22 protein-coding genes are annotated in these 24,723 nt (G+C 67.4%); 16 read left to right on the forward strand and 6 right to left on the reverse strand.

Going from position 1 to position 24,723, the window contains the following annotated elements:
• Window positions 1-19 precede the first annotated feature (19 nt).
• Window positions 20-1,336, forward strand: a complete 1,317-nt coding sequence (locus QCD75_RS09665; RefSeq protein WP_301228009.1) for a mechanosensitive ion channel family protein — start codon at window positions 20-22, stop codon at window positions 1,334-1,336.
• A gap of 146 nt (window positions 1,337-1,482) precedes the next feature.
• A complete protein-coding gene (locus QCD75_RS09670; RefSeq protein WP_301228011.1) occupies window positions 1,483-3,249 on the forward strand; it encodes a glycoside hydrolase family 13 protein in 1,767 nt (588 codons plus the stop codon).
• Between the two features lie 392 nt (window positions 3,250-3,641).
• On the opposite strand, the gene QCD75_RS09675 is transcribed toward QCD75_RS09670, so the two are convergent.
• The 3 genes from QCD75_RS09675 to QCD75_RS09685 form a co-directional block, all read right to left on the reverse strand.
• Window positions 3,642-4,439 carry an alpha/beta fold hydrolase gene (locus tag QCD75_RS09675; RefSeq protein ID WP_301228013.1) on the reverse strand — a complete coding sequence of 266 codons (798 nt, stop codon included), beginning with the start codon at window positions 4,437-4,439 and terminating at the stop codon, window positions 3,642-3,644.
• 234 nt (window positions 4,440-4,673) lie between these two features.
• The gene (locus tag QCD75_RS09680; protein WP_301228015.1) at window positions 4,674-5,585 is read right to left on the reverse strand and encodes a pullulanase X25 domain-containing protein; all 912 of its coding nucleotides are present in this window, start codon (window positions 5,583-5,585) and stop codon (window positions 4,674-4,676) included.
• A 231-nt stretch (window positions 5,586-5,816) separates the two neighbouring features.
• Entirely contained in the window at window positions 5,817-6,683 is an 867-nt protein-coding gene (locus QCD75_RS09685) for a DUF1295 domain-containing protein (RefSeq protein ID WP_301228017.1), read from the reverse strand.
• Between the two features lie 165 nt (window positions 6,684-6,848).
• Here QCD75_RS09685 and QCD75_RS09690 point away from each other — a divergent pair, with 165 nt between their 5' ends.
• The 3 genes from QCD75_RS09690 to QCD75_RS09700 are packed head-to-tail and all read left to right on the forward strand — an operon-like array spanning window position 6,849 to window position 9,606.
• On the forward strand, window positions 6,849-7,310 hold the full coding sequence (locus tag QCD75_RS09690; protein WP_301228019.1) for a MarR family winged helix-turn-helix transcriptional regulator: 462 nt from the start codon (window positions 6,849-6,851) through the stop codon (window positions 7,308-7,310).
• A complete protein-coding gene (locus tag QCD75_RS09695) occupies window positions 7,307-9,175 on the forward strand; it encodes an AMP-dependent synthetase/ligase (protein WP_301228021.1) in 1,869 nt (622 codons plus the stop codon). The genes QCD75_RS09690 and QCD75_RS09695 overlap by 4 nt, the downstream gene beginning before the upstream one ends.
• Window positions 9,172-9,606 carry a DUF2177 family protein gene (locus tag QCD75_RS09700; protein ID WP_301228023.1) on the forward strand — a complete coding sequence of 145 codons (435 nt, stop codon included), beginning with the start codon at window positions 9,172-9,174 and terminating at the stop codon, window positions 9,604-9,606. The genes QCD75_RS09695 and QCD75_RS09700 overlap by 4 nt, the downstream gene beginning before the upstream one ends.
• 79 nt (window positions 9,607-9,685) lie before the next feature.
• Here QCD75_RS09700 and QCD75_RS09705 read toward each other — a convergent pair whose 3' ends face one another.
• Window positions 9,686-11,419, reverse strand: a complete 1,734-nt coding sequence (locus QCD75_RS09705) for a SulP family inorganic anion transporter (protein ID WP_301228025.1) — start codon at window positions 11,417-11,419, stop codon at window positions 9,686-9,688.
• Between the two features lie 253 nt (window positions 11,420-11,672).
• Here QCD75_RS09705 and QCD75_RS09710 point away from each other — a divergent pair, with 253 nt between their 5' ends.
• From QCD75_RS09710 to QCD75_RS09720, 3 genes are all read left to right on the forward strand, one after another.
• Window positions 11,673-12,647 (forward strand): aldo/keto reductase, encoded by a 975-nt coding sequence (locus tag QCD75_RS09710; protein ID WP_301228027.1) that lies wholly within the window; start codon window positions 11,673-11,675, stop codon window positions 12,645-12,647.
• Window positions 12,648-12,948: 301 nt separating this feature from the next.
• Window positions 12,949-13,983: a TerC family protein gene (locus tag QCD75_RS09715; RefSeq protein ID WP_301228029.1), complete on the forward strand. Its 1,035-nt coding sequence runs from the start codon at window positions 12,949-12,951 to the stop codon at window positions 13,981-13,983.
• 25 nt (window positions 13,984-14,008) lie between these two features.
• Window positions 14,009-14,383 (forward strand): helix-turn-helix transcriptional regulator, encoded by a 375-nt coding sequence (locus QCD75_RS09720; RefSeq protein WP_301228031.1) that lies wholly within the window; start codon window positions 14,009-14,011, stop codon window positions 14,381-14,383.
• 109 nt (window positions 14,384-14,492) lie between these two features.
• Here QCD75_RS09720 and QCD75_RS09725 read toward each other — a convergent pair whose 3' ends face one another.
• On the reverse strand, window positions 14,493-15,584 hold the full coding sequence (locus QCD75_RS09725) for an adenosine deaminase (RefSeq protein WP_301228033.1): 1,092 nt from the start codon (window positions 15,582-15,584) through the stop codon (window positions 14,493-14,495).
• Window positions 15,585-15,632: 48 nt separating this feature from the next.
• Between QCD75_RS09725 and uvrA the strand changes: the two genes are divergently transcribed.
• Complete coding sequence (uvrA, locus tag QCD75_RS09730) at window positions 15,633-18,239, forward strand: excinuclease ABC subunit UvrA (RefSeq protein WP_301228035.1); 2,607 nt, start codon at window positions 15,633-15,635, stop codon at window positions 18,237-18,239.
• Between the two features lie 262 nt (window positions 18,240-18,501).
• The gene (locus QCD75_RS09735) at window positions 18,502-19,194 is read left to right on the forward strand and encodes a transglycosylase family protein (protein WP_301228037.1); all 693 of its coding nucleotides are present in this window, start codon (window positions 18,502-18,504) and stop codon (window positions 19,192-19,194) included.
• Between the two features lie 168 nt (window positions 19,195-19,362).
• Here the strand turns inward: QCD75_RS09735 and QCD75_RS09740 are convergent, their stop codons facing one another.
• Entirely contained in the window at window positions 19,363-19,890 is a 528-nt protein-coding gene (locus QCD75_RS09740; RefSeq protein WP_301228039.1) for a hypothetical protein, read from the reverse strand.
• 215 nt (window positions 19,891-20,105) lie between these two features.
• Here QCD75_RS09740 and QCD75_RS09745 point away from each other — a divergent pair, with 215 nt between their 5' ends.
• The 6 genes from QCD75_RS09745 to QCD75_RS09770 form a co-directional block, all read left to right on the forward strand.
• A complete protein-coding gene (locus QCD75_RS09745; protein ID WP_301228041.1) occupies window positions 20,106-21,008 on the forward strand; it encodes an MSMEG_6728 family protein in 903 nt (300 codons plus the stop codon).
• Between the two features lie 150 nt (window positions 21,009-21,158).
• Window positions 21,159-22,040: a nuclease-related domain-containing protein gene (locus QCD75_RS09750; protein ID WP_301228043.1), complete on the forward strand. Its 882-nt coding sequence runs from the start codon at window positions 21,159-21,161 to the stop codon at window positions 22,038-22,040.
• A 47-nt stretch (window positions 22,041-22,087) separates the two neighbouring features.
• Window positions 22,088-23,026 (forward strand): SDR family oxidoreductase, encoded by a 939-nt coding sequence (locus tag QCD75_RS09755; RefSeq protein WP_301228045.1) that lies wholly within the window; start codon window positions 22,088-22,090, stop codon window positions 23,024-23,026.
• Between the two features lie 47 nt (window positions 23,027-23,073).
• Entirely contained in the window at window positions 23,074-23,463 is a 390-nt protein-coding gene (locus tag QCD75_RS09760; RefSeq protein WP_301228047.1) for a DUF1622 domain-containing protein, read from the forward strand.
• A gap of 68 nt (window positions 23,464-23,531) precedes the next feature.
• Entirely contained in the window at window positions 23,532-24,347 is an 816-nt protein-coding gene (locus QCD75_RS09765; RefSeq protein WP_301228049.1) for a YqjF family protein, read from the forward strand.
• Between the two features lie 135 nt (window positions 24,348-24,482).
• Window positions 24,483-24,723 (forward strand): hypothetical protein (locus QCD75_RS09770; RefSeq protein WP_301228050.1); only part of this gene is annotated, 241 nt, incomplete at its 3' end.

The following is a 24,723-nucleotide window of genomic DNA, read 5'->3' on the forward strand; positions in this document are numbered from 1 at the left end:
GCTTGCTAGAGCTTAAGTAATGCAAGACGTCCTTGATCCCGCCATGCCCTTCCTGGCCCCCATCCTCGCAGTGGCTCTCGCCGTGGCCTGCGGGCTCCTCGCCTCCTGGCTGGTGCGCCGGATTGTGCTCCAGCTCAACCGCAACCGGCCCGCCCTCCGCGAGAGCTCCCGGGTGGCGCGCCTGCCGCTGCGTTTTGCGCTCTGCCTGATCGCCGTCCGGATCGCCCTGGGCCTGACCACGGACGACGCCGAGTGGCGGCGCAACCTGGACCACGCGCTGCAGATCGCGCTCATCGGGTCCCTCGCCTGGCTGGCGGTCGCGGTGTTCCTCATCATCGAGACCATGGTGCTCTCCCGCTACCGGGTTGATGTGGCGGACAACCGCCGCGCCCGCAGGCTCCGCACCCAGGTCATCCTCGCCCGCCGGATCGGCGTCGCCCTGATCGTCATTGTGGCCCTGGGCGTGGCCATGCTGACGTTCCCCGCGATCCAGGCCCTCGGCGCCGGGCTGTTGGCCTCCGCCGGCGTGATCTCGATCGTCGCCGGCCTCGCCGCGCAGACCTCGCTGGTCAACGTCTTCGCCGGCATCCAGCTTGCCTTCACCGACGCGATCCGGGTGGACGACGTTGTGGTGGTGCAGAAGGAATGGGGCCGGATCGAGGAGATCACCCTGACCTACGTGGTGGTCCACATCTGGGATGACCGCCGGATGATCCTGCCCTCGACCTACTTCACCACCACCCCATTCGAGAACTGGACCAGGCGGCAGTCCGAGGTCATGGGCACCGTGGAGTTCGATCTCGACTGGCGCGCCCCGGTCGAGGACATGCGCGCCGAACTCAAGCGGGTCCTGGCGGGCACCGAGCTCTGGGACAAGCGTGTGGGCATCCTGCAGATCACCGATGCCACGGCCGGTTTCGTCCGGGTCCGCATCCTGGTCAGCGCCGCCGACAGCGCCACGCTCTTTGACCTGCGCTGCCTGATCCGCGAGGAGCTCGTGCTGTTCCTGCAGCAGGAGCACCCGACGGCGCTCCCCCACGTCCGGCTCGAGTCGCTCAGTTCCGCCGCGCTCGGGTCCGGCAGCACCGCCGCGGCCGGGGCGTCCGGCGGCTCCGGGGCGTCCGGTGCGGCCGGCGGCTCCGACTCATCCGACAGTTCCGCTAAGCGGCCGGGCAAGATCTCCGCCGCGGACGAACACAGCCGACACCCGGCCGATCCGCACGACTCGCAGCTGTTTACCGGATCGATCGAGGCGATCGAGCGCTCCAAGGCGTTCACCGGCCCCGGCGAAGAAGTGTTCGAGGACCGCGACAAGAACATCGCGGCCCAGAACTAGGGGCTCCAGACGGCTGCTTGTGCTGGCCCGTCCACATAGCTCAGGCGGGGTCTTCCCTGCCTGCGGGAACTGTTCAATAATCAGACGTTGGTGAGTCAGCGTCGATGCTGACCGCCGGAGCCCGCTGGAGCAGCTGAGGAGCCACCATGACGGTAGAACGGCCGACTGACGAATCCCTTACGGCTCCTGCCCGCGATTGGTTCCAGAGCGCCGTCGTCTACCAGATCTATCCGCGAAGCTTCGCCGATTCCAACGGGGACGGCATCGGTGACCTGCGCGGCATCATCAGCAAACTGGACTACCTGCACAAACTCGGCGTCGACGTCGTCTGGCTGTCCCCGATCTACACCTCGCCGCAGGACGACAACGGCTACGACATCAGCGACTACCGCAACGTCGACCCAATCTTCGGCACCCTCGAGGAACTGCGCGAACTGACCGACGGCCTGCATGCCCGAGGCATGAAGCTGGTCATGGACCTGGTGGTCAACCACACCTCGGACGAGCACCCCTGGTTCGTGGAATCACGCTCCTCCAAGGACAACCCGAAGCGGGACTGGTACTGGTGGCGGCCGCCGCGCGGGACTGCCGCCGACGGCTCCGGCGCCGAACCGAACAACTGGGGTTCAGCGTTCTCCGGCCCCGCGTGGGAGTTGGACCAGGCCACCGGCGAGTACTACCTCCACATCTTCTCCAGGAAGCAGCCGGACCTGAACTGGGAAAACCCGCAGGTCCGTGCGGCGGTGTACGAGATGATGAACTGGTGGCTGGACCGGGGCGTGGACGGCTTCCGGATGGACGTCATCAATTTCATCTCCAAGGACACCCACCTGCCGGACGGGCCCATCGCCGCCGGCAAGCTCTACGGCGACGGCACCCCGTTCTACATCGGCGGGCCCCGGATCCATGAATTCCTGCAGGAGATGCACCGCGAGGTCTTTGCCGGCCGCCCAGGACCGCTGCTGACCGTCGGCGAAATGCCCGGCGTCACCGTGGACGAGGCCATCCTCTTCACTGACCCGGAGCGCGCCGAGGTGGACATGGTCTTCCAGTTCGAGCACGTCGCCCTGGACCAGGAGGACGGCAACAAGTGGCGGCCCAAGAAACTCAAACTCACGGACCTCAAGAAGACCCTGGGACACTGGCAGACCGGCCTGGCCGGGCGCGGCTGGAACAGCCTCTACTGGGGCAACCACGACCAGGCCCGTGCGGTCTCGCGCTTCGGCGACGACGGCCAGTACCGTGAACTCTCCGCCAAGATGCTCGCCGGCATCCTGCACCTGCACCGCGGCACGCCCTACGTCTACCAGGGCGAGGAACTCGGCATGACCAACATGATGTTCGGGGCGATCAGCGACTACCGCGACATCGAGGCCCTCAACCACCACCGCGAGGCCACCACCCATCTGGGCCACACCGACGCCGACGTCCTCGCCGCGCTGGCCCCGCTGAACCGCGACAACGCCCGCACCCCGGTTCAGTGGGACGCGTCCCGGCACGCCGGCTTCACCACCGGATCGCCCTGGATTGCGGTCAACCCGAACGCCAACCACATCAATGCCGCCGCCCAGATCGACGACCCCGACTCGGTGTACAGCTTCTACCGGAAGGTGATCGAGCTGCGGCATGCCGAGCCCGTGGTTTCGCACGGGGATTTCACGATGCTGCTGCCGCGGGACGAGCACGTCTATGCCTTTGTCCGGTCGCTACCGGACACCCGGCTGCTGGTGCTGGGCAACTTTTCCGGCCAGGACCAGGAGGTGGCGCTCGACGACGCCGATGTCCCGCTTGCGTGGGGCAGCGCGGAACTGGTGCTGGGCAACTACCCCGCGGAGGCCACGGTGCCCCGGCTGCATCTGCGGCCGTGGGAGCTGAAGGTCCTGCGCGCCGGAGCAGCTGGGCCCGCCCGGTAAGCCCGGACCTACCATCCTGTACAACGTTCAACGATGAGTGAGGGAGCCTGACATGACCATTCCACCGGCCCGCGAACCTGAGCCGTTTCCGCCGGAGCCCGGGCCGGTCCCGCCCGAGCCGCAGCCCGGGGACCCGTTCCCGCCGGAGCCCGGGCCGGTCCCGCCGCCGGCGCCGATCCCGGAACCGGGCCCCTCTCCGGCGCCCGGTCCGTTCCCGGTACCCGGTCCGTTCCCGGTACCCGGTCCGCTGCCGATTCCGGATCCCGGCCCGGTCGCGCCTCCGCGCCCGGACCCGACACGGTTCTAGAGCCGCTCGGGCTGCGGGCCGGCACGGTTCCGGCCGCTCGGTCCGCGGGCCGGCACGGTTCCGGCCGCTCAGTCCGCGGACCGGCTCACGTCGCAGCGATGCCGTGCAGGAAATTCCGCACTTCCCTGTTGAACGCGTCGGGCGCTTCCATCGGGGCGAGATGCCCGACGTCGGGAATCACCGCCAGTTGTGAGCCTGAAATCTGGCGGTGTAGTTCGTGGGCCACGCTCAACGGAGAGCGCTGATCGTCTGCGCCATAGAGCAGGAGCGTGGGAATGCTGATGGTGGGCAGCACGGGGCGGTAGTCGGCCCGGCCGCTGGCTGAGAGGAGGGCCCGCATCCCGGCCGGGCGCACGTCGGCCATGATCCGGCTGACTGCTGCAACCACGGCGGGATCGGCCTTGTCCGTGAAGAGGGTGGGAAGCCACTCGTTGATGAACTTCTCCGGCGGCTGGCCGATCTCGGCCAGCACCTGGGCGTAGCGCCTCTCCACCTCCTCGGGCGGCAGGGAGCCCGCCCAGCCGGCGTAGGCGGAGGCCAGTACCAGTGAGGAGGACATCCCGGGGTACCCGCGGTACAGCTCCAGGGCCACCAGGGAACCCCACGACAGCCCGAGAAGGTGCGGCTTTGCCGGCACGGCCGCGCGCAGGAACCCGGCCGTGAGCGCGCCGAGCTCCTCTGCGGACAAGTCGGGAGCGGGGTCGTCCGACTGCCCGCACCCGGGAGCGTCCCAGGCGAACACCGTGAACTCGTCCGATAGGCCCTCCAGCTGCGGACCCCAGATCCGGCTGTCCTCCCCGACCCCGTGGAACAGGACGAGTGCCGGTCCCTGGCCAACCCGCTGATACGCGATCCGCAGCCCCTCAACGTCGACGGTTTCCATAATCCAATGCTAGGCCGGTCCGCCGTGCCCGGTGCGCAGTGCCACGGGTCCACGACGCGCCAAGCCGCCCGTGACGCGCCAACGACCCCTCGACGCTGGAAGCACGCCGCCCACCAGCCCTGCCACGGGTCCACGACGCGCCAAGCCGCCCGTGACGCGCCAAAGACCCCTCGACGCCGGAATTCGGCAGCGAGGGGTCTTTGGCGCGACGGCAGGAAAAATGCGCGTCGCTGGCTACGGCAGGATGATGTCGCGGGTCCGGTGGTCGTAGTGGATGACCAGCAGGCCGCCGGGGTGGTGCACCTCGTGGTTGGCGCCGTCGAAGGCACCGAAGGCGCCGAAGTTCTCGTCCCAGGAGCGGTTCAGCGCGATCTTGAAGGTGTAGGAACCGGCCGGGAGATCCGCCACAATCTTCCAGAGCTGGTCGACGAGATCCAGTTCCATCTGGGATTCATCGTATTGCGGGGCCCAGTTGGCCGGCGCGCCCAGGAGGACGTTGAAATCGCCTGCGACGGCTACCGCTTCCGGCTGCTCAATGGTCTCGACGCTGACGGCGGGCGCTTCAGCCGCGGGGGCTGCCGCAGGAGTCGCGGCCGTAGACGTTTCGGCGGCCGGGGCCGTGGCCGTAGCGGGTGCCTTGCGTTTGCGGACCGCCTTGGCGACGGGAGCAACCGCATCTTCGACCAGTTTGGCAGCCTTGCCGGCGACCTTTTCGGCAACCTTGGCCGCTTTCGGGGCTGCCTTCGGGGCGGCTGCTTTCGCAGCCGGCTTCACGGCGGGCTCCGACGGAAGCGGGGTGTCGGCGGGAACGGGAGTTCCGGCGTCGAGCGCTGCGGCGAAAGCGGCAGGGTCAGCGAACGCGACGGTGGCACGCTGGCCGTCCTCGGTGATCGTCCAGCCCGAACGGCCCTTGACGAGCCAGCCTGCCTTGACCAACTTCGCCGTGGCGGTGGTCAGGGTCTTGTGGCCGCGGGGGATTCCGCCGCTGAGCAGTTCACGCTCGAACTCGTTGAGCGGAACGCGTGCGATTGCCTCGCCCAGGACTGCACCGGCGTTCAGCTTCTCGCCCGTCCACACCTCCTCTGCCAGAACGTCCAGTACGGCCTTCAGTCGACGGTTGGTGTTTTCGGCAGTGTTCTCGGCCATGGGTCTCCTTTAGAAGCAATTGATCCACCTGCATTTTGCCAAGGATCATCGAGTTTCCGCGAGTCTGGATCGGTTAACTCTGTGTGTCGTGACCCACTATTACACCCCAAACCGGGGTCCGCGAGGGGCGAAAGCACGGTACCCGCCAGTAGAAGAAGCAACGCGGGGTCACGTACGGCCCATCCGGGACCCCGGGATGGGCCGTACGTGACCCCGCGTTGCTGGATGTTACTAGGGCTTGGGGATCAGGACGGGGGTGCTCCGCTTGTAGGCTTCATAATCGGCCTGGCCGCCCCACTTCCTGTCGGACTTCGTTTCCAGAAGCGGCACGCCGCTGACCTTGGTGAGCAGCAGCGTGACAAACACCGGGGAGATCAGGGCAACCCACTGCCAGGCCTGCAGCGCCGGAAGGGCGATGATTGCGACACCGATCCAGAGCAGGATCTCGCCGAAGTAGTTGGGGTGGCGGGACTTGGACCACAGCCCGGTGGAGATGAATTTGCCCCTGTTGGCGGGGTCGGCGTTGAAGCGGCTCTTCTGCTGGTCGGCCACAATTTCGAATCCGAAGCCGACGGCCCAGACCAGGAAACCGACCAGCGCGAACCAGTCGAGGCCGACCCTGGTGACCGACGTGATGGCCACCCACGCTGCGGCCGCAGTAAGAACAACCCAGAGCCCCTGGATGGTCCACACGTTGAGGAACCGCACGAAGGAGGGCTTGATCTCGTCGAAGCGGTCGTCCTTGCCGGCCTTGCTGATGCGGCGGAACAGGAAGGTGCCTAGCCTCAGGGCCCAGGCGAGCACCATGGCCGCCAGCAGCAGCGCACGGGCGTCGACCCCCGGAGTGAGCAGGACCAGCAGCAATGTGATGGCGATATAGGTCAAGGAACCCGTCAGGTCGAAAAACCTCTCGGTCTGGGCCTTGAACGAGGGAATGAACACCAGCCACTGAATCAGGAACGCGGCCCCAACGGCCATGGAGAAAACGGGAATCCCTCCCAGGGTGGCCCCGCCCTGGGAGCCGGCCGCGGCGACGAGTGCCGCCAGCAACACCACCACGGGGAGGACGATGAGCGACTTACGGTGTGAATCCTTCACCAGGATTTCCTTTCATCCGCGGAGCGGGCCGCGGCCAATTCGGCTGAAGACGTCGTTCCGGGCATCAACAGTTTTAGCAATCCAAGGAGATGATCAAATAAGATTGAATAATAGTTCATCGAACTAGATTGTCGAAGAACGCGATACGGAACCTAAGGAGTGGACATGAGCGCGCCGCAGCACCACCCGGCCACGCTGGCCCTGCAGAGCCTGTTCACCCTCGCCAATGAAACCGAGTGGGAGATTGCCCGCGGCATGGGGCTGACACTCACTGATTTCCGGGCACTGTCCGCGCTCGGACGTTCCGGGCCGGTCACCGCGGGCAAACTCGCCGAAGAATTGGGCGCAACGCCCGCCACCACCACCGCCACCATCAGCCGGCTGGAGTCCCGCGGCTTCGTGGCACGCCACCGGAGCACCGATGACCGGCGCCAAGTCCAGGTGAGCGCCACCCCGGCGGCCTCCCGCGGAATCATGACCCTGATGCGGCCCCTCCTGGACGCCGCCAACGAGCACATCAAGGGCCTGCCCGCCGCCGACCAGGCCGCCGTCGCGGACTTCCTCGGCGTCGCCCAGCACCTGATGCGGGACCACTTGCACACACTTTCGGAGAAGGACGCCCGATGAGAGAGTTCACTACCCCGCTGCTGGTCGATCCGTCCGGTCACCGGAACGCGACGGAACTGCTCATGCAGCGGTTCCGGACCTCCCCCGAACACATAGCTTTCGAGGTACGGTCCGCGGATGCCGCAATTACCGATCCCTGGCGCCAGGTGACCACCCGTCAGTTCGTTGACGAGGTCCGTGCCCTGGCCAAGGGCTTCATCGCGGCCGGCCTCCGGCCCGGCGAATCGCTCGCCATCATGTCCCCCACCCGGTACGAGTGGGCGCTGGCGGACATGGCAGCGTGGTTCGCGGGCGCCGTCGTCGTCCCGGTCTACGAGACGTCGGCGGCTCCCCAGGTAACGGCGATCCTGGCCGACGCCGACGTACGCCTCGCGATAGCCGGCACCGCTGGGCATGCCCTCCTGCTGGAGCAGGGGTTCGAACAGGCAGGGACGCCGGGACTGGGGGTCTGGACCATGGATGCCCGCCCGGGGGCGGACCTGGCCGAGCTGGTGCGCCTTGGCGCCGGGATACCCGACAGTGCGGTCGAGGAGCGGCGCCTGCTGGCCGATCTGGACTCGGTGGCAACCATCGTCTACACCTCCGGCACCACGGCCGCGCCCAAAGGTGCCCTCATCACCCACGGCAACTTCGTGGGGCAGGTGCTGAACGTGGCGGCCGCCTACACCGGGGTGGTCCGCGAGAGCGGAAACACCATCATCTTCCTCCCGATGGCCCATGTGCTGGCCCGCGGGCTGCAGCTGACCTGCCTGGCCAACGGGATGCGCATTGCGCACCTGTCCGACCCCCGGGACGTCGTGCCCGCCCTCGGCGCCCTCAAGCCCACCTTCCTCGTAGTGGTCCCCCGCGTGCTGCAGAAGATCCAGGCGTCCGCGGCGGCCGCCGCGGCGAAAAAGAACCTCGGACCGGTGTGGGCGTCAGCGCAAAACACCGCTGTGGCCTGGGGCCGGTTCGCCGAAGCCCGCGACGCCGACCCGGCCACGCGGCCCGCGCTGGGCCTGCGGGCCAGGCACGCCCTGTTCGATCGCCTGTTCTACGCACGGCTCCGGAAGCTGATGGGCGGACGCCTCGACTACCTGCTGTCCGGCGCCGCCGCGCTCGACGCCGAGCTGTCCCTCTTCTTCCGCGGCCTCGGCCTGCCGGTCATCGAGGGCTACGGCCTCACCGAAACAACCGCCCCGCTGACCGGGAACATGCCCGGGGCGATCAAGGCCGGGACAGTGGGCGTTCCGATGCCCGGCACAACGGTTCGCCTGTCGGACCGGGGCGAAGTGCTCGCCCGCGGCGTCGGCGTGTTCGCCGGCTACCGCAGACCGGCCGACAACGCCGATGCCTTCGTGGACGGATTCTTCCGCACCGGCGACCTCGGCGAACTCGATGAGCTGGGACGGCTCACCCTCAAGGGCCGGATCAAGGATGTCATCGTCACCGCGGGCGGGAAGACCATCACCCCCGCCATCTGGGAAGGCTACGTCGAGGGCGACCCGCTCGTGGCCCACGCCGTGATGGTGGGCGAAGGCAAACCCTTCCTCGGCGGGCTCGTGCTGCTGGACCCGGAGTCTGTCGCGGCCTGGGCGGAACGGGAGGGCATCGCCGATCTGGCCGGCCTGCGGATCCCGGACGACGGCGGCGCCGTCCAGATCGACGACGCGCGGCTCCTCACCGCCATCGGCAAGGCGGTCAGCGCCGCCAACGCGAAAATCGCCCGCTCCGAGCAGGTGCGCCGTTTCGTGCTGCTGCTCACCGATCTCAGTGAGGCCAATGGCATCGTGACCCCCACGATGAAACTCAAGCGCGGCGCCTTCACCGACCGAGTCCACCACATCGTCGACAACCTCTACGCCGATCCCAGGAGCCAAGCATGAGCATCCCAGTCAAGAGGTGGCTGCTGTCCTACGCGGTCGCCGCCGTGATTTTCGCCGCCATCGACGTCGTCTGGATCGTCACTGTGGCGAACAACCAGTACAAAAGCCAGATCGGCGACCTGCTCGCGCCCAGCACCAACATGGCCGGCGCCGTCGTCTTCTACGTCGTCTATGTGGTGGGGATCCTGCACTACGGCGTCCGACCCAACGATCCGGACGCCACCCTGCGGCAACGGGTGGCGGGAGCCGCCATCTTCGGATTCTTCACCTACGCAACCTGGGCCCTGACCGGGCTCGCCGTGCTCAAGGGTTTCCCGCCCGTGGTGGCCGTGACCGACATCGCCTGGGGCGTTGCGGTGTGCAGCGCCGTCACGTGGCTCACGGCGACCCTCCTGCGGCGCACGCTCGCGCGGAGCGGAACACCGGAGTAGCAACACCAACGCGGGGTCACATACGGCCCATCCGGGACCCCGGGATGGGCCGTATGTGACCCCGCGTTGCTGGTGGGTGTTAGTCCCCGGAGCCCCAGTCGGCCCCGGTCTCGGCCATGTAGGCGGCCACGGCTGCGTCGATGGTGCGGTAGAAGTGGCGCGGATCGATTTGGCGGGTCAGTTCGTAGCGCTCGATCTTCGCCCGGACCCCGTGTTTGAGCTCCGCGAACACGAGCGAGGTGCCCTGCGCGTTCAGCTCCACGTCCAGCTCAAGCAACACATCCGAAGCGGTCGTGTCGACGTCGGTGATGGGTTCGGCCGCGATGACGATCCACCGCGGTTTGGGTTCGGTTCGGGCCAGCCGCCGGATGTTTTCGCGGAACGGCCTGACGTTGGCGAAGAACAGCGGCGCGTCGAAGCGGTAGATCACCAGGCCCGGCAGGTGCTTCGCGTCCGGGTGGACGTGCACGTCATGAAAGCCCTCCAGCCCCGGCACCCGCCCGATCACCGTCTCGTAGGGCCACCAGGCCCGGCGGAAAATGTTGAGGACGGACAGCCCCACCGCAATGCCGATGCCGGGCAGCACGCCCAGCAACGCCACCCCGAGGAAGGCCGCAATCGACAAAGAGAACTCGGTCCTGCGCTGGTGCCAGAGACGGACGGTGCCCGGGATGTCAGCCAGGGAGATCGAAGCGGTGATCACAATGGCCGCGAGGGCCGGCTGGGGCAGATTCCGGAACAGCCCCGGCAGCAGCACCAGCATGAGCAGGATCAGCACGGCCCCCGTCACGCCGGTGAGCTGGGTCTTCGAGCCGGAACGTTCCGCCACCGCCGTCCGCGAGCCGCTGGTGCTCACCGGGAATCCCTGGAAGAGGCCCGCGGCCAGGTTCGCGGCACCGATGCCGATCATCTCCTGGTTGCCGCGGATCTCCTCACCGGAGCGCGCGGCGAACGACGACGCCGTCGAGATCGTGTCGGTCAGCGACACCAGCGCGATCCCCAGGGCGCCGGCGAACATCAGGGCGAGGTCCGAAAATGCCAGCGTGGGGAGTGTGAACGGCGGGAAGCCCTGCGGGAGCTCCCCGACGAGTGAGACGCCCCGGTCGGCGAGGTCGAAAAGCGAGGCGGCCCCGATCGCGAGCACCACCATGACGAGCACCGACGGGACCTTGGGCAGCCACCGCTGCAGCGCCAGGATCAGCACGATCCCGGCGATCCCGACGGCGGCCGCGGCCGCCACCGTTTCGCCCCCGGCCAGGCCCTGGATGAAGCCGACGAGGTCCCCGATAAACCCCTCGCCGCTCACCGAGAACCCGAACAGCTTCGGGAGCTGGCCGACCAGGATGGTGACCGCGAGACCGTTCATGTAGCCGACCATCGTGGGCTTGGAGATGAGGTCCGCGATGAAACCGAGCTTGGCCACCGAGGCGAGGACCATGATGACGCCAACCATCAGCGCGAGCATCGATGCAAGCACAACAGCCTTCTGCGGGTCGCCGTCGGACGCGACGAGCGGCAGGACCGTCGCAGCGATCATCGGACCGAGCGAGGAGTCCGGGCCGAGCACGAGGATGCGCGACGGACCAAAGACTGCATAGGCGAGCAGGCAGAGGACGGTGGTGTACAGCCCGGTGATCGGCGGCAGCCCCGCCAGCTCCGCGTAGGCCATGCCCTGCGGAACCAGCAGCGTCGCCAGGACAATTCCGGCGACGATGTCCTTGCCAAACCAGCTTCCCTGGTACTGCGCGGCGACGTCGAGTCCGGGCATCAGCTGGCGCAGCCAGCCGCTCCGCCGTTGTCCCGTCGTCGTCATAGGGGCACTCTGCCGGGCAGCGGCGCCCGGTGCATCCTCCGCCGGGGGTGATCCGGGTCAGCCGCCTCGGCGGCCCGCCAGGGAAGCCCGCGGGGCTCCACCCGCGGGCTGCAACCCGGGGCAGCTCCCGCCCGACCATCCGTTGTGTCCCACGCCCGATGGGCCTAGAGTGGCCGTCTGCCAACTGCGTGCCGTTCCGCTGCCCGACCAGGTACCGGAGGCCGCCTCCACCGTCCTCGTAAAGGAACTTTCTATGGAATCCCGTACGCTCGGTTCGCTCACCGTCTCCGCCTTGGGTCTGGGCTGCATGGGCATGAGCGAGTTCTATGGCCCCGGCGAGGAAAACGAGTCGATCGCCACCATCCAGGCGTTTCTCGACGCCGGCGGAAGCCTGCTCGACACCGCGGACATGTACGGTCCGTTCACGAACGAGGTGCTTGTCGGCCGGGCCATTGCGGGCCGGCGGGACGACGTCGTCCTGGCCACCAAATTCGGGAACGAACGCCTGGCTGACGGATCCTGGGTGGGCATCAACGGCTCCCCGGGCTATGTGCGTGCCGCATGCGACGCGAGCCTGCAGCGGCTGGGTGTGGACCACATCGATCTGTACTACCAGCACCGGGTGGACAAGACCGTCCCCATTGAGGAAACCGTCGGGGCCATGGCCGAGCTGGTCCAGGCCGGCAAGGTCCGTCACCTTGGTCTGTCCGAGGCCAGCGCCGACACCGTACGCCGCGCCCACGCGGTTCACCCCATCACCGCATTGCAGACCGAATACTCGCTGTGGGAACGCGAGCCGGAAACCAAGGTCTTTCCGGTCCTCGCCGAGCTCGGCATCGGCTTTGTTCCCTACAGCCCGCTGGGCCGCGGCTTCCTGACCGGCCAATTGCGCAGCCCCGATGACTTTGCGGCGGACGATTTCCGCCGGCACTCCCCGCGCTTCCAGGGCGAGAACTTTGCCCGGAACCTGGAACTCGTGGATCGCGTCAAGGAGTTGGCGGGCGCGTTGGGATGCAGCCCGGCGCAACTGGCACTGGCGTGGCTCTTGGCCCAGGGCGAGCACATCGTTCCCATCCCGGGCACCCGGAAGCGCGAACGCCTGCGGGAGAACCTCGGCGCCGTCGACGTCGAACTCTCCGCCGAGGACCTCAACCGCCTGGACGAGCTTTCCCCCGCCGGGGCGGCGGCCGGAGCGCGTTACCCGAACATGGGCACGATCGACGTCTAGGCTCGCGGCGGTTCATCCGCAACGCCGCCACTGGCAACGCGGGGTCACATCCGGCCCATCCCGCGCCCCGGGATGGGCCGGAAGTGACCCCGCGTTGCTTGTGCGGTGGTTCCCGGGCGGTCGGCCGCCGTCGCCTCTTGCCGTCATAGGTGAAGTATGTTTCACTAATTGGACGGAGGGGAGTATCCCCAGAATGTCCCGTCGTCAGTACGGCCGACCCTGAGCGGCCCGGCGGGACAGGTCCCTCGGGGCCGGGAGAGACCTCCAGTTAGTTGAACTGACTGGAAAGTGGTGCTCCCTGATGAATGTTCCACTATGGGCCTGGTTGGCCGTTCTTGCCGTTATTGTTTTGATGCTGGCCGTGGACCTGTTCGCGCACCGCAGGGCGCACGTCATCGGGGTCCGCGAAGCCGCGTTGTGGTCCGGAATCTGGGTTGCCTTCGGCGTGGGCTTCGGCGCCCTGGTCTGGCAAATCTACGGAGCGGAATTTGGCCAGCAGTACTTCGCCGGGTACCTGATCGAGAAATCCCTGGCGGTGGACAACGTGTTCATCTGGGCGATCATCTTCACGTACTTCGCGGTCCCCCGCGAATACCAGCATCGGGTCCTGTTCTTCGGGGTGCTGGGCGCCCTGATCTTCCGGGGCATCTTCATCGCGGCGGGCTCCGCGATCATCGCCAGCGCAGGGTGGGTGCTGTACATCTTTGCCGCGTTCCTGCTCCTCACCGGCTACCGGATGATCCGCCACCGCAACGACCACCTGGACCCGGAAAAGTCCCGGGTCCTGAAACTCTTCCGCCGGCGCGTGCCCATGACGGACGACTTCCACGGCCAGCGTTTCCTGATCCGCAAGAGCGGTGCCATGCTGGCCACTCCGTTGCTCGCCGTACTGGTCCTCATCGAGGTCACCGACATCATCTTCGCAGTGGACTCCATCCCCGCGATCTTCGCCGTCACCGACGAAGTGTTCCTGGTCTTCACGGCCAACGCCTTCGCCATCCTGGGCCTCCGGGCAATGTATTTCCTGCTCGCTGACCTGATCCACCGCTTCATCTACCTCAAAATCGGACTCGCGCTCGTCCTGATCTGGGTCGGCATCAAAATGCTCCTCAAAATCGATATCTACTACATCCCCACCCCGGCATCCCTGGCCGTTATCGCCACAATCCTCGGGGTGTCCATCGGCGCAAGCCTCTGGGCCACCCGCGGACAGAGCCGCAAGACACCCGCGGCGCCGGCGCATTCCCCGTTCGGCACCGCCTCACCCGAGGAAATCGCCGCTCTGGAACCACTGTGGCGCAAGCGCCCCGACACGAAAGCTTCGTCGTCAGCCTAATCGGGATCGTCAGTAAGGAAAACCCATGACAGCCGCCCCGCCGGGTCCGGAAAAGGGCTCGGAACCCCCGGTCCCCGCACGTCCCACCTGGACCTTTCTTACGAACCACGGGCACGTGCTGCTGTCGGTGGCCGCAGACCCTCAAGTCCGCATCGCCGACATCGCCGCGAGGGTCGGCATCACACCGCGCTCAACCCTCCAGATCCTCAAGGATCTCGAAGAGGGAGGGTACCTTCAACGCATCCGGGCCGGACGACGAACCCGTTATGCCATCGAACCCCACCAGCACTTCCGTCACCCGGCGACCGCATCCTGGGAAATCGACGGCCTGATCGGCCTCTTCTCGAACGTCGCACCTTCAGCCGACGCGGGGGCGCCCAAGGAGGTCCCCGGCCGGTGATGAGCAGCAACTGACCCCGCGTTGCCCTGTCAGTTTTGGTTCCCATCCTCCGGTTTTGGCAACCAGGAGTGATAGGGCAACTGGGGGGTTAGGGCAACTGGGGGCGGGGTTAGTGGCCGGACGAGGCGAGTTCGGCCAGCATCTCCGTCTTGCGTTCCTCGCTCGCGAAGGAGGAACGGATCGAGTTCGCCGCCATCCGCACGCAATCGAACTCGGACAGCCCAATCACCGATTTCAGCTGCGCAAAGTTGTCGTCCACGTACCCGCCGAAATACGCCGGATCATCGGAGTTCACGCTGACGTTCAACCCGGCCGCGAGCATGGCCGGCAGCGGGTGCTCCGCCAGGGTGTCCACGGCGCGGAGCCGGACGTTGGACAGCGGGCACACGGTCAGCGGTGTGAGTTCGTGCACCAGCCGTTCCACCAGTTCCGGGTCCTCCATGCAGCGAATGCCGTGGTCGATCCGCTCGACGTCCAGGAGGTCCAGCGCGTCAATGATGTACGACGGCGGCCCCTCCTCGCCGGCGTGCGCGATCCGGTGCAGCCCGGCCTCTTTCGCCCGGGCGAAGAGCCGCTGGAACTTCGCCGGCGGGTGGCCCACCTCGGCCGAGTCCAGGCCGATGCCCGCGATCGGTGCCTTCATGGCGAGCAGCTGCTCCAGCACCTCCAGCGCGGAATCCTCGGACAGGTCCCGCAGGAACGCGGCGATGAGAAGGGTGGAGATCCCGAACTCCTGCTCCGATTCGGCCAACACCGACGCCACGCCGTTCACGCAGGTCTCCAGGGCCACCCCGCGGGACACGTGCGCCTGCGGGTCCAGCATGATCTCGGCATGCCGAACGCCGGCGAGCGCGGCCCGGGACAGGTAGGCCCGGGTCATGTCCGCGAAGTCCTGCTCCGTCCGCAGCACGGCCATGTTGGCGTAGTAGAGGTCCAGGAACGACTGCAGGTCGGTGAACTCGTAGCGGGAGCGCAGCTCGTCCAGGTCCGCGTACGGCAACTGGATGCCGTTGCGTTCGGCCAGGGCGAAGATCAGTTCGGGCTCGAGGGTTCCCTCGATGTGCAGATGGAGTTCAGCGACCGGCAGCGGACCATGAACTTCCTCGGGAACCTCGGCGAAGGCGGGAATGTCAGGGATGGACTTTTCTGCGTTGTCCGGTGCAGCGTCCCCGGTGGCAGCGACGCCGTCGTTAGTTTCCATTCGGTAAGGATATGCCCGCAGGCAGCAGACACCGATAGAGTCGATAGGATGCACACTGTTCAGCATGCTTCCGATCTTTCCGCACCGGCCATCCCAGCGCTCGACGCCGGCCGCCCCACCGACGGCTTCGTCCGGGTGCGCGGCGCCCAGGAAAACAACCTGCGGAACGTGGACGTCGACGTGCCCCGCGACGCGATCGTCGCCTTCACCGGGGTTTCCGGTTCCGGCAAGTCCTCGCTGGCCTTCGGGACCATCTACGCGGAGGCCCAGCGCCGCTACTTCGAGTCCGTGGCGCCCTACGCCCGCCGGCTGATCCAGCAGGGCCACAACCCCAAGGTGGAGATGATCACCGGGCTGCCGCCCGCCGTCGCGCTGCAGCAGCGCCGCGGGACGCCCAGTTCCCGGTCCACGGTCGGCACGGTCACCACACTGTCGAATTCGCTGCGGATGCTTTTCTCCCGCGCCGGCAGCTACCCCGACGGCGCGAGCCCGCTCGATTCGGACGCGTTCTCACCCAACACCGCCGCCGGCGCCTGCCCGGAGTGCCATGGCCTCGGCATCGCGCACACCGTCACCGAGTCCTCGCTGGTCCCGGACACCTCGCTGAGCATCCGCGACGGCGCGATCGCCGCCTGGCCCGGCGCCTGGCAGGGCAAGAACCTGCGCGACATCCTCACCCAGTTGGGCCACGACGTCGATACCCCCTGGCGGAAGCTGCCGAAGAAGGACCGCGACTGGATCCTCTTCACCGAGGAACAGCCCGTGGTGGAGGTGACGCCCCAGCGCGACCGGGTCGCAAAACCGTACAAGGGCCGTTTCTGGAGCGCGAAGAGCTACGTGCTGCACACCCTCGCCGACTCCAAGAGCACCACGATGCGCGACCGGGTGCTGCGCTACATGGAAACGGGGCCGTGCCCGGTCTGTGCCGGCAGCGGCCTGACCCCGGCCGCCCTGGCCGTGACGTTCGCCGGCCGCACCATCGCCGAACTCAACGCCGTCCCCATGACGGAACTCGCCGGGATCATCCGCCCCACCACCGAACTGAAGACCGCCGGCACCGCCTCGCGCAAGCAGAGCTCCGGGGAGTCCAACGAAGTGGCCGTCGCGATCACCCGGGACCTGCTGCAACGGGTCACCGTGCTGCTGGACCTCGGCCTGGGCTACCTCGCGCTGGGCCGGTCCACCCCCACGCTCTCCCCCGGCGAGATGCAGCGGCTGCGGATCGCCACCCAGCTCCGCTCCGGCCTCTTCGGGGTGATCTACGTGCTGGACGAGCCTTCCGCCGGCCTGCATCCGGCCGACGCCGAGCCCCTCCTCGAGGTCCTGGACCAGCTCAAGTCCTCCGGCAACTCCGTCTTCGTCGTGGAGCACAACATGGACATCGTCCGCCACGCGGACTGGCTGGTCGACGTCGGCCCGCACGCCGGCGAAGGCGGCGGCGAAGTGCTCTACAGCGGCCCCGTCGCCGGTCTCGCCGAGGTAGCCGAGTCCGTGACCCGGCCGTTCCTGTTCCCGAACGGGTCAGGTTCAGCGGATGGCTCCGGGGATAAGTCGAAAACCGCGGACGACGCCGGCTCCCCCGCGGCCCGCGAACGCCGGGAAGCTGCCGGCTGGCTGGAGCTGCGCGACATCAGCCGCCACAACCTGCGCGAACTCGACGCCGACTTCCCGCTCGGCGTGCTGACCGCGGTCACCGGCGTCTCCGGCTCCGGCAAGTCGACCCTGGTCAGCCAGGTCCTCGCCGAGGTCGTCGGCGCCCGGCTGCATCCCGAGGCCGACGCAGCGGCGAAAGCCACCGAGGACCTGGAGTCCGCGGCCGACGAGTCCGCCGGTCCGCTCAGTGTTGGCCCGGTCACCGGGCTGGACCAGCTGGACCGGCTCGTGAAGGTGGACCAGAAACCGATCGGCCGCACCCCACGCTCCAACCTCGCCACCTACACCGGCCTGTTCGACGCCGTCCGCAAGGAATTCGCGGCGACGGATGAGTCTCGTGCCCGCGGCTTCGGCGCGGGCCGGTTCTCCTTCAATGTGGCAGGCGGACGCTGCGAGACGTGCCAGGGCGAGGGCTTCGTCGCCGTCGAACTGCTGTTCCTACCCGGCAGCTACGGACCCTGCCCGGAATGCCACGGCTCGCGCTACAACCCCGAAACCCTCGAGGTCACCTACCGCGGCAAGAACGTGGCCGAAGTCCTCGGCATGACGGTCAACGCCGCCGCCGAGTTCCTGGATGCGGTCCCCGCCGCCGCACGCAGCCTGCAGACCCTCCGCGAGGTGGGCCTGGGCTACCTGAGGCTGGGCCAGCCCGCCACCGAGCTCTCCGGCGGCGAAGCCCAGCGCATCAAGCTCGCCACCGAACTGCAGCGCGCCCAGCGCGGGCACACGCTCTACCTGCTGGACGAGCCCACCACCGGCCTGCACCCCGCCGACGTCCAGCTCCTGATGGCGCAGCTGCACCGGCTGGTCGACGCGGGCAACACCGTGATCGTCGTGGAGCACGAGATGGACGTGGTGGCGGCCGCCGACTGGGTGATCGACCTGGGTCCTGCCGGCGGTGATGCCGGCGGCAAGATCATCGCGGTGGGGACGCCCGCCGTCGTCGCCCTGTCCAAAAAGAGCCGGACGGCGCCGTATCTGGCCACGGTACTCGGCGGCTGAGCTGCCTTTGGCCTCCGGGAGAGCCCGGCTGACCATGCCGCAAATAAAACGAATTTACTGACTATAACGACTTGATCACGGCCGGGGCGTGGCCTAGCGTAGAGTCCGTGCCCTGACAAGGGCACGAATGCCCGGTGCTGCCACCACCACATACTGCCCGACCGGTAGACACCGCAACGACCTCTATTGTCAGGGGCGGGCAGTAGTGCGACAACGTCCGGGGACGGACCGAGCACCGGTGGCCCTCAGGAGCATCTGTCCCATGAAGAAATCCACTTACAGCACTGCCGCGCGCCGCGGAGTCACTTTTGCGGCCGTCTCGATCGCCGGCGTCGCACTGTCCGCCTCGGCTGCCAACGCAGCTGTCCCGGCCGCCACCGCCGGTTCCGTCTGGGATTCCCTCGCCCAGTGCGAAAGCAGCGGCAACTGGGGCATCAACTCAGGAAACGGTTTTGCGGGCGGGCTGCAGTTCACCCCGAGCACCTGGGCCGCCTATGGCGGAACAGGCTCTGCGGCCAGCGCCAGCCGCGAGCAGCAGATTGCCGTTGCAGAGAAGGTGCAGGCCAGCCAGGGCTGGGGAGCGTGGCCGTCCTGCGCCGCGAGTCTGGGCCTGTCCGGCGGCGCAATAGCTCCGCAGAGCACACCGGTGCAGGCCGCTGCGGTTCCGGCCCCGGCAGCCAAGGCTCCGGTCCAGTACGCCGCACCCACGGCTGCCTCCCCCAAGGCTGCCGCGCCCAAGGTCTCGGCCCCCGCGGCTGCCGCGCCGGCACGCCACGTGGCGGCCGTAGCCCTGAGCGGCGAGAGCTACACCATCCAGGGCGGCGACACCTTGAGCACGGTCGCTGAGAAGCTCAACATCGCCGGCGGCTGGCAAATGCTGGCCGACGCAAACGCCGCCACCATCAGCAACCCTGACCTGGTCTTCCCGGGCCAGGTGCTGCAGCTCCCGGCCTGACCTGCGCCGGGCGTCCCTCGGCAGCATTGGTTAAACCACGACGCCGGAGCGTTCCCTTGCGGGGACCCTCCGGCGTCGTGCTGCCTACTGTCGGTGTGCTGCTGGCTGTGTGCCCGGCGTCGTGCCGTCTGTGTCGTGCCGTCTTACGGGAGCCGTGGCCGCCCGGACTTACGTGCCCCGCGGAATCTCGCGGACAATCCGCACTTTCCAGGCGGTGTCGTCGCTGGTGTCCAGCAGGGCCACTGTGCCCATGGCGAGGTGCAGGGCGACCCGTTTGGCCGCGAGCAGTTCAAGGTAGAGGTTCTCATTCATCCGGGCCGGGGCGTCGATGACGTACTTCACGGCGTCGCGGACCTTGCGGTAATTGGCGCTCTTTTCGCGGTGGAGGTGAAGTTCAAGCAGCCCTCGCTGGCGGATCTTGGGTTCATGGCGGTTCAGCCAGGACACGGCGGCGTGGACTGCTACCACGACGGTCAGGGAGATAGCGTAGATCTCCCAGCCGCTGGAGAGCAGAAACAGGGGAAGATTGGCGATCGCGATGACGGCGATGAAGAGCCGGAGCGCCAGGATGCGCCGCATGGTCAGCGCCATGTTGGCAAGCGCCGTCCGGAACCCGTGCTGTTCCTTGCGGGCAGCCGCCGGATCGATGGTGAACTCCTCCAGGACAAGAATCCCGTTCGCTTCGGGGCTCAGCATTTGTCCGTATTTTGGGAGGTTTCCGGGCGCAAGGTCCGCCCGGGCTGTGGTTACTGGATTCGTCGACATGAGGCGTGTCTTCCGGGCGGCAGGGGCGGTTTGTGCTAGTTTACGCGCCGAAGCTGAAGGTTGTCTGTCCCGTTCCGAAATGTGAACACGCTCACCCACGGCCGCCAGCAATTGGCGCATTGGCTTCATGGCCTCAAACTGGAGAGATGCAGACTTTTCTCCCCTTCCCCGATTTCCAGCAGAGCGCCGCGGTTCTTGACCGCCAGCGGCTCGGCAAGCAGCGCGTTGAAGCGCTGCAGACCCTCCGCGCGCTGGTGATCCCGGAGTACGGCTGGCAGTCGCACCCGGCCATCCGGATGTGGATGGGGTACGTCCCGGCGCTGACCCTTTACGGCCTGACCGTGGTCGACGAGTGGACGGCCAGGGGCGGCGAGGACACCACCCGCGAGAAGATCATGGAATTTGCACCCCAGGCCGCGCACCCCGACTATGCCGCGAAGATCCCGATGCCGCCGTGGCTGGGAGCCCCAGAACTTCACCTGAGCCACCGCTCCCGGCTGATCGCCAAGGACCCGCGGTTCTACACGGACCTGTTCCCTGACACGGAGCCTGACCTGGAGTATGTCTGGCCCGAGCCCAAGCTTGAACTGGTGCCGGAGGATCCCTCCGGCGACCGCATGTGGGTCCTCCGACTGCCGCTCGGCGACACCGATCCGGAGAAACTGGACAAGGTCAGCCTGCCCCTCGTGGGCAAGGCGAAGGCCGCCGCGGCCAGTGACGACGACTACCAGTTCGTGTACGCGGACTCCGGAGCCCGCCGGCCGGCGAAGGTGCGCAAGCTCCCGCCGAAGCAGCTCGTCAAGAAGCCCACCCGCAAACGCCAACAGCAGGAGGAAGCGTTCAACACGCTTCCCGGCAACTCGATCGTTGCGGTCCCGTTCGGCGACGGCGCGTCCTTTGCCGTCGGCAAGGTCTTGGGCCGTCCAATCACTGTGGACGGCCGCTTCGCGCGTAACTTCCAGGTCGACGAGATCCTGGACCGCTCGTCCTTCGATTACCCGGCGCTGTTGCAGGATCCGCGGGTCTTCTTCCCGATACCGGCGCGGTAGTCCGCAGGTAGTGCCCGCCCGTTCCGCTGACGGGGCAACCGGGCCGGATGTTTTGTTGGGACTTCTGCCGTTCGCTGGATTAGGGTGGCAGCCATGCCTCTGCATCGATTCGCGGCAGGACGGCAAGACCATCGCTAGTTGGGGGACAACATGGCTGCAGGGGACAGGGCTGCCGAGCAGTCGCGGCTGGCCGCAGAACGCGTGCAGCGGCTGCGACGACAGTTGGAGCATGCGGAGCGCAATGCCCATGCATGGTCAGTAGGCGCGGCCGGCGAGGCACTGGTGGCGGAGAGAATGACGGAACTGGGGCCCGATGGTTGGCTCACCCTTCACGACGTTCATTGGCCGGGACGGCCGAAGGCAAACCTTGACCACGTACTGGTGGGGCCGGGCGGCATCTTGGTTGTTGATGCCAAGAACTGGAGCGGTGACGTCCGGCTGCGAGACGGTATCCTCCGCCAGAACGGATATTCCAGGGAACGAGAAGTCTCGGGAGTCCTCCAACAGAGTGCTGCCCTGGCGGCAGTCCTGGAACCCGATCACCGGCGTCTGGTCCAAGGGTGGATTTGTGTGGTCGGACAGCCGGAGCTCCAGGGAACGACGGCCAGCGGAATAAGAATTGAGGGTCTGGACACCCTTGGTTCGGCGGTAGCCGGACTACCAACTGTTCTCGATCCGACCCTCGTTCCCGCTATCCACCGCCACTTGCAGGGGTTGCTGGGCGGCGCCGCCAGTCCTCAGCTTCTGACCACGGCGCAGTTTGACGTCGACGACGCCCCGGCCGCGTCCCTGCAGCACTGGCGGACGCGACCGGCGCCAGCAACCCGCAACCTCATTCCTCTTAGGAAAACTCGACTTAGGAAACCTCGAGGGCGGTCAAAAGGCCCGGGCTGCGGGAAAGTGCTGCTGCAAATGACGTTGTTGATCGTAGGCGTATCAATGCTGTTGAATTTCGCTGCAAACTATCGTCCAACGGCTCCAACGACCCCGCGCCCGTCGCCCAGCATCAGTCAGACTGTCCCGGCGCGGTAGCCCGGCTTCGGCGGCCGAGGCCGTCGAAAACTGGCAGACTGGCCACCATGACTGTACTTATGGCCGGTTGCGGCGATCTGGGCACCGAGGCCGGACTGCGGTTCGCCGCCGCGGGACACCGGGTGATGGGCTGGCGACGCTCTCCGGAGAAACTTCCGGCCGCCATCGAAGGTGCCACGGCTGACCTAAGCTCCGGTGAACTGCCGCCCATCCCGGCGGACACCACCGCCGTCGTCGTCGCGATCGCGGCCGACTCCCCCACCGAGGCTGCCTACCGGGCGGCCTACGTGGACGGGCTCTCGAACGTTTTGGACGCCGTCCTCGGCTCGGGCGCGCCCGTCCGGCGGCTGCTGTTTGTCTCCTCGACCGCCGTCTACGGCGACGCCGGCGGGGACTGGATTGATGAACGCACGACGCCGGAGCCCGGCGGGTTCTCGGGCCGCATCATCCGCGAGGCGGAGGAGCTCCTCTCCCGCCGGCTGCGCGGCACCGGAATCACGCCGGTGGTGTTGCGGCTCGGCGGTATTTACGGCCCCGGGCGGACCCGGCTCATTGACCAGGTCCGCGGCGGATCCGCGGTGATTCCGGCAGAATCACGGTTCACGAACCGGATACACCGGGACGATGCCGCCGCAGCGATCGTCCACCTGTGCACGATGGATTTCGTCCCGGCACCGGTGTATCTGGGCGTGGACAACGAGCCTGCCGAGATGGGCGAGGTCCTGCGCTTCCTGGCCAGCGAGCTGGGACTTACCCTGCCGCCGTCGGAAACGGCTGAAGGCGCCACGCAGGGTGAGGTGAGCGGCACCGCACAAGCCGGCGGCACGCAGGGCGGCGGCGGCCCGAAGACCGGCGAGCCGTCCCGCGGCGGCAACAAACGCTGCAGCAACGCACTGCTGCGGAGCACCGGATTCGAGTTCACCTACCCGAGCTTCCGGGAAGGCTACCGGGCCATCCTCGCCGGAGTGGGCGTACGGCACCCCTGAGGTAGCTGCTCCAGATAACAACCTGCGAGTTTCCAGTGAGGGGAACAATGGATTTTCAGCACATTATTGAAGCGGTCGGCAGCTACATGGACATCGCCGGCGTGGCCGTTATGGTGATCGGCGCCGTCGTGTCCATCCCGATGGCGATCCGCGGCTACCAGCCACAGCGCCTGCCGGAAGGGGCCGAACGGCTGTCCGTGTACCGCTCGTACCGGCAATTGCTGGGCCGTTCCATCCTGCTCGGGCTGGAGCTCCTGGTCGCGGCAGACATCATCCGGACCGTCGCCGTCACCCCGACCTTCGAAAGTGTCGGCGTGCTCGCCATCATTGTGCTGATCCGGACTTTCCTGAGCTTCTCACTCGAACTCGAAATCACCGGCCGCTGGCCCTGGCAGAAGCAACCAACAAGCTCCGCGGCTGCCTCACCTGCGGGCTGAATCGCTTCCTGTGTCGCAGGCTCCGGTTAGGCTCGGGGCATGACTGACTCCGCGGCGGATGCCGACTGATGGGTTTTGATCCCTGGCCAAGTGCCCCTGAGCTTCCGGCGCCGATCATCATGGATCAGCGGTGGACGGATGCCGTTTTCCTGCACTGGCGCATCCCAGAGGCCGTTGCGGCACCGTTCATGCCGCCGGGCGTGGTGCCGGACACCTTTGACGGATCCGCCTGGGTGGGGCTGATCGGATTCCGCATGCAGGGCGCCGGCCTGGGATACGGGCCGGGAATCCCCTATTTCGGGAGCTTCAACGAGATTAACGTGCGCCTCTACTCCCGGGAGCCGGACGGCACGCGGGGTGTGGTTTTCCTGAGCCTGGATGCGACGCGTTTGGCTGTGGTGCTTGCCGCGAGGGCGGCCGGGATTCCGTATGTGTGGGCGCGGGCGGGGTTCCGGGGTGTGGCGGCCGTGGCCACTTCGACCGGTGCCGTTCTGGCGGGGCGGGAAGGGCCGGCGGGTCTTGCGGGCCCCGAAGGGCCGGCGGGTCTTGCGGGCCCCCGAGCCGGGTACTGGGTGCGGCGGTTCCGGGGCGGCGCCCGGAGCGACTTTGCGGTGGCACCGGAGTTCGACGCCGAAGCCACGGACCCGCTGTCCCTCCACCTCACCGCTCGGTTCGGGCTGCACACCCGGTTCCGGGGCAGGACCATGTATGTTCCCAACACCCACACTGCGTGGCCGTTGTACCGGGCCGAGCTGACTCAGGTTGAGGATCAGCTGGTCGCTGCTGCCGGAATCACCGTCGCGGGACCGCCCGAATCGGTGCTCTTCTCCCCCGGAGTCCGCACGCAGTTTGGCCGGCCAAGGTTCCTGGACGGCGGGTCCTGAGTCCCGGGCCCGGATTCGACTGAATCGGGCTGAACCGCGGGTGCTGATTCGGCCAGTCGGCGGGATTTTGACGCCGACCGGTGCACTACGGGTGGAGTCGCTAATAATGTCCGAGCCCTCTGGCAGGGTGGTTCCATGGAAGCCGTCAGGGATTTCATGGATTTGCAGGGCGCGGACTGCAGCACGGAACGCGGCACGGGCTGCGGTACCGCCCGGCCTGCGCAGCCCTGTGAGCTCGCGGTGTCCGGGGTGGATGAGGCCCTGGCCGGGCTGCGGGATGACAGTTCGACAGAGGTCCAGGACGCGGTGTGTGCCTCAGGTGGAGCACCGGCCGCGACCCTGCGGCCGGTGTCCGGCCCGGCTAATCCTGTCGGAG

Source organism: Arthrobacter sp. PsM3, from assembly GCF_030433895.1.
Taxonomy (GTDB): Bacteria; Actinomycetota; Actinomycetes; order Actinomycetales; family Micrococcaceae; genus Arthrobacter.

Bases quoted from the DNA above. Each gene is read 5' to 3' on its own strand.
- QCD75_RS09665 (WP_301228009.1), top strand. From the start codon at position 20: ATGCAAGACGTCCTTGATCCCGCCATGCCCTTCCTGGCCCCCATCCTC.
- QCD75_RS09670 (WP_301228011.1), top strand. From the start codon at position 1,483: ATGACGGTAGAACGGCCGACTGACGAATCCCTTACGGCTCCTGCCCGC.
- QCD75_RS09675 (WP_301228013.1), bottom strand. From the start codon at position 4,439: ATGGAAACCGTCGACGTTGAGGGGCTGCGGATCGCGTATCAGCGGGTT.
- QCD75_RS09680 (WP_301228015.1), bottom strand. From the start codon at position 5,585: ATGGCCGAGAACACTGCCGAAAACACCAACCGTCGACTGAAGGCCGTA.
- QCD75_RS09690 (WP_301228019.1), top strand. From the start codon at position 6,849: ATGAGCGCGCCGCAGCACCACCCGGCCACGCTGGCCCTGCAGAGCCTG.
- QCD75_RS09695 (WP_301228021.1), top strand. From the start codon at position 7,307: ATGAGAGAGTTCACTACCCCGCTGCTGGTCGATCCGTCCGGTCACCGG.
- QCD75_RS09700 (WP_301228023.1), top strand. From the start codon at position 9,172: ATGAGCATCCCAGTCAAGAGGTGGCTGCTGTCCTACGCGGTCGCCGCC.
- QCD75_RS09705 (WP_301228025.1), bottom strand. From the start codon at position 11,419: ATGACGACGACGGGACAACGGCGGAGCGGCTGGCTGCGCCAGCTGATG.
- QCD75_RS09710 (WP_301228027.1), top strand. From the start codon at position 11,673: ATGGAATCCCGTACGCTCGGTTCGCTCACCGTCTCCGCCTTGGGTCTG.
- QCD75_RS09715 (WP_301228029.1), top strand. From the start codon at position 12,949: ATGAATGTTCCACTATGGGCCTGGTTGGCCGTTCTTGCCGTTATTGTT.
- QCD75_RS09720 (WP_301228031.1), top strand. From the start codon at position 14,009: ATGACAGCCGCCCCGCCGGGTCCGGAAAAGGGCTCGGAACCCCCGGTC.
- QCD75_RS09725 (WP_301228033.1), bottom strand. From the start codon at position 15,584: ATGGAAACTAACGACGGCGTCGCTGCCACCGGGGACGCTGCACCGGAC.
- uvrA (WP_301228035.1), top strand. From the start codon at position 15,633: ATGCACACTGTTCAGCATGCTTCCGATCTTTCCGCACCGGCCATCCCA.
- QCD75_RS09735 (WP_301228037.1), top strand. From the start codon at position 18,502: ATGAAGAAATCCACTTACAGCACTGCCGCGCGCCGCGGAGTCACTTTT.
- QCD75_RS09740 (WP_301228039.1), bottom strand. From the start codon at position 19,890: ATGCTGAGCCCCGAAGCGAACGGGATTCTTGTCCTGGAGGAGTTCACC.
- QCD75_RS09745 (WP_301228041.1), top strand. From the start codon at position 20,106: ATGCAGACTTTTCTCCCCTTCCCCGATTTCCAGCAGAGCGCCGCGGTT.
- QCD75_RS09750 (WP_301228043.1), top strand. From the start codon at position 21,159: ATGGCTGCAGGGGACAGGGCTGCCGAGCAGTCGCGGCTGGCCGCAGAA.
- QCD75_RS09755 (WP_301228045.1), top strand. From the start codon at position 22,088: ATGACTGTACTTATGGCCGGTTGCGGCGATCTGGGCACCGAGGCCGGA.
- QCD75_RS09760 (WP_301228047.1), top strand. From the start codon at position 23,074: ATGGATTTTCAGCACATTATTGAAGCGGTCGGCAGCTACATGGACATC.
- QCD75_RS09765 (WP_301228049.1), top strand. From the start codon at position 23,532: ATGGGTTTTGATCCCTGGCCAAGTGCCCCTGAGCTTCCGGCGCCGATC.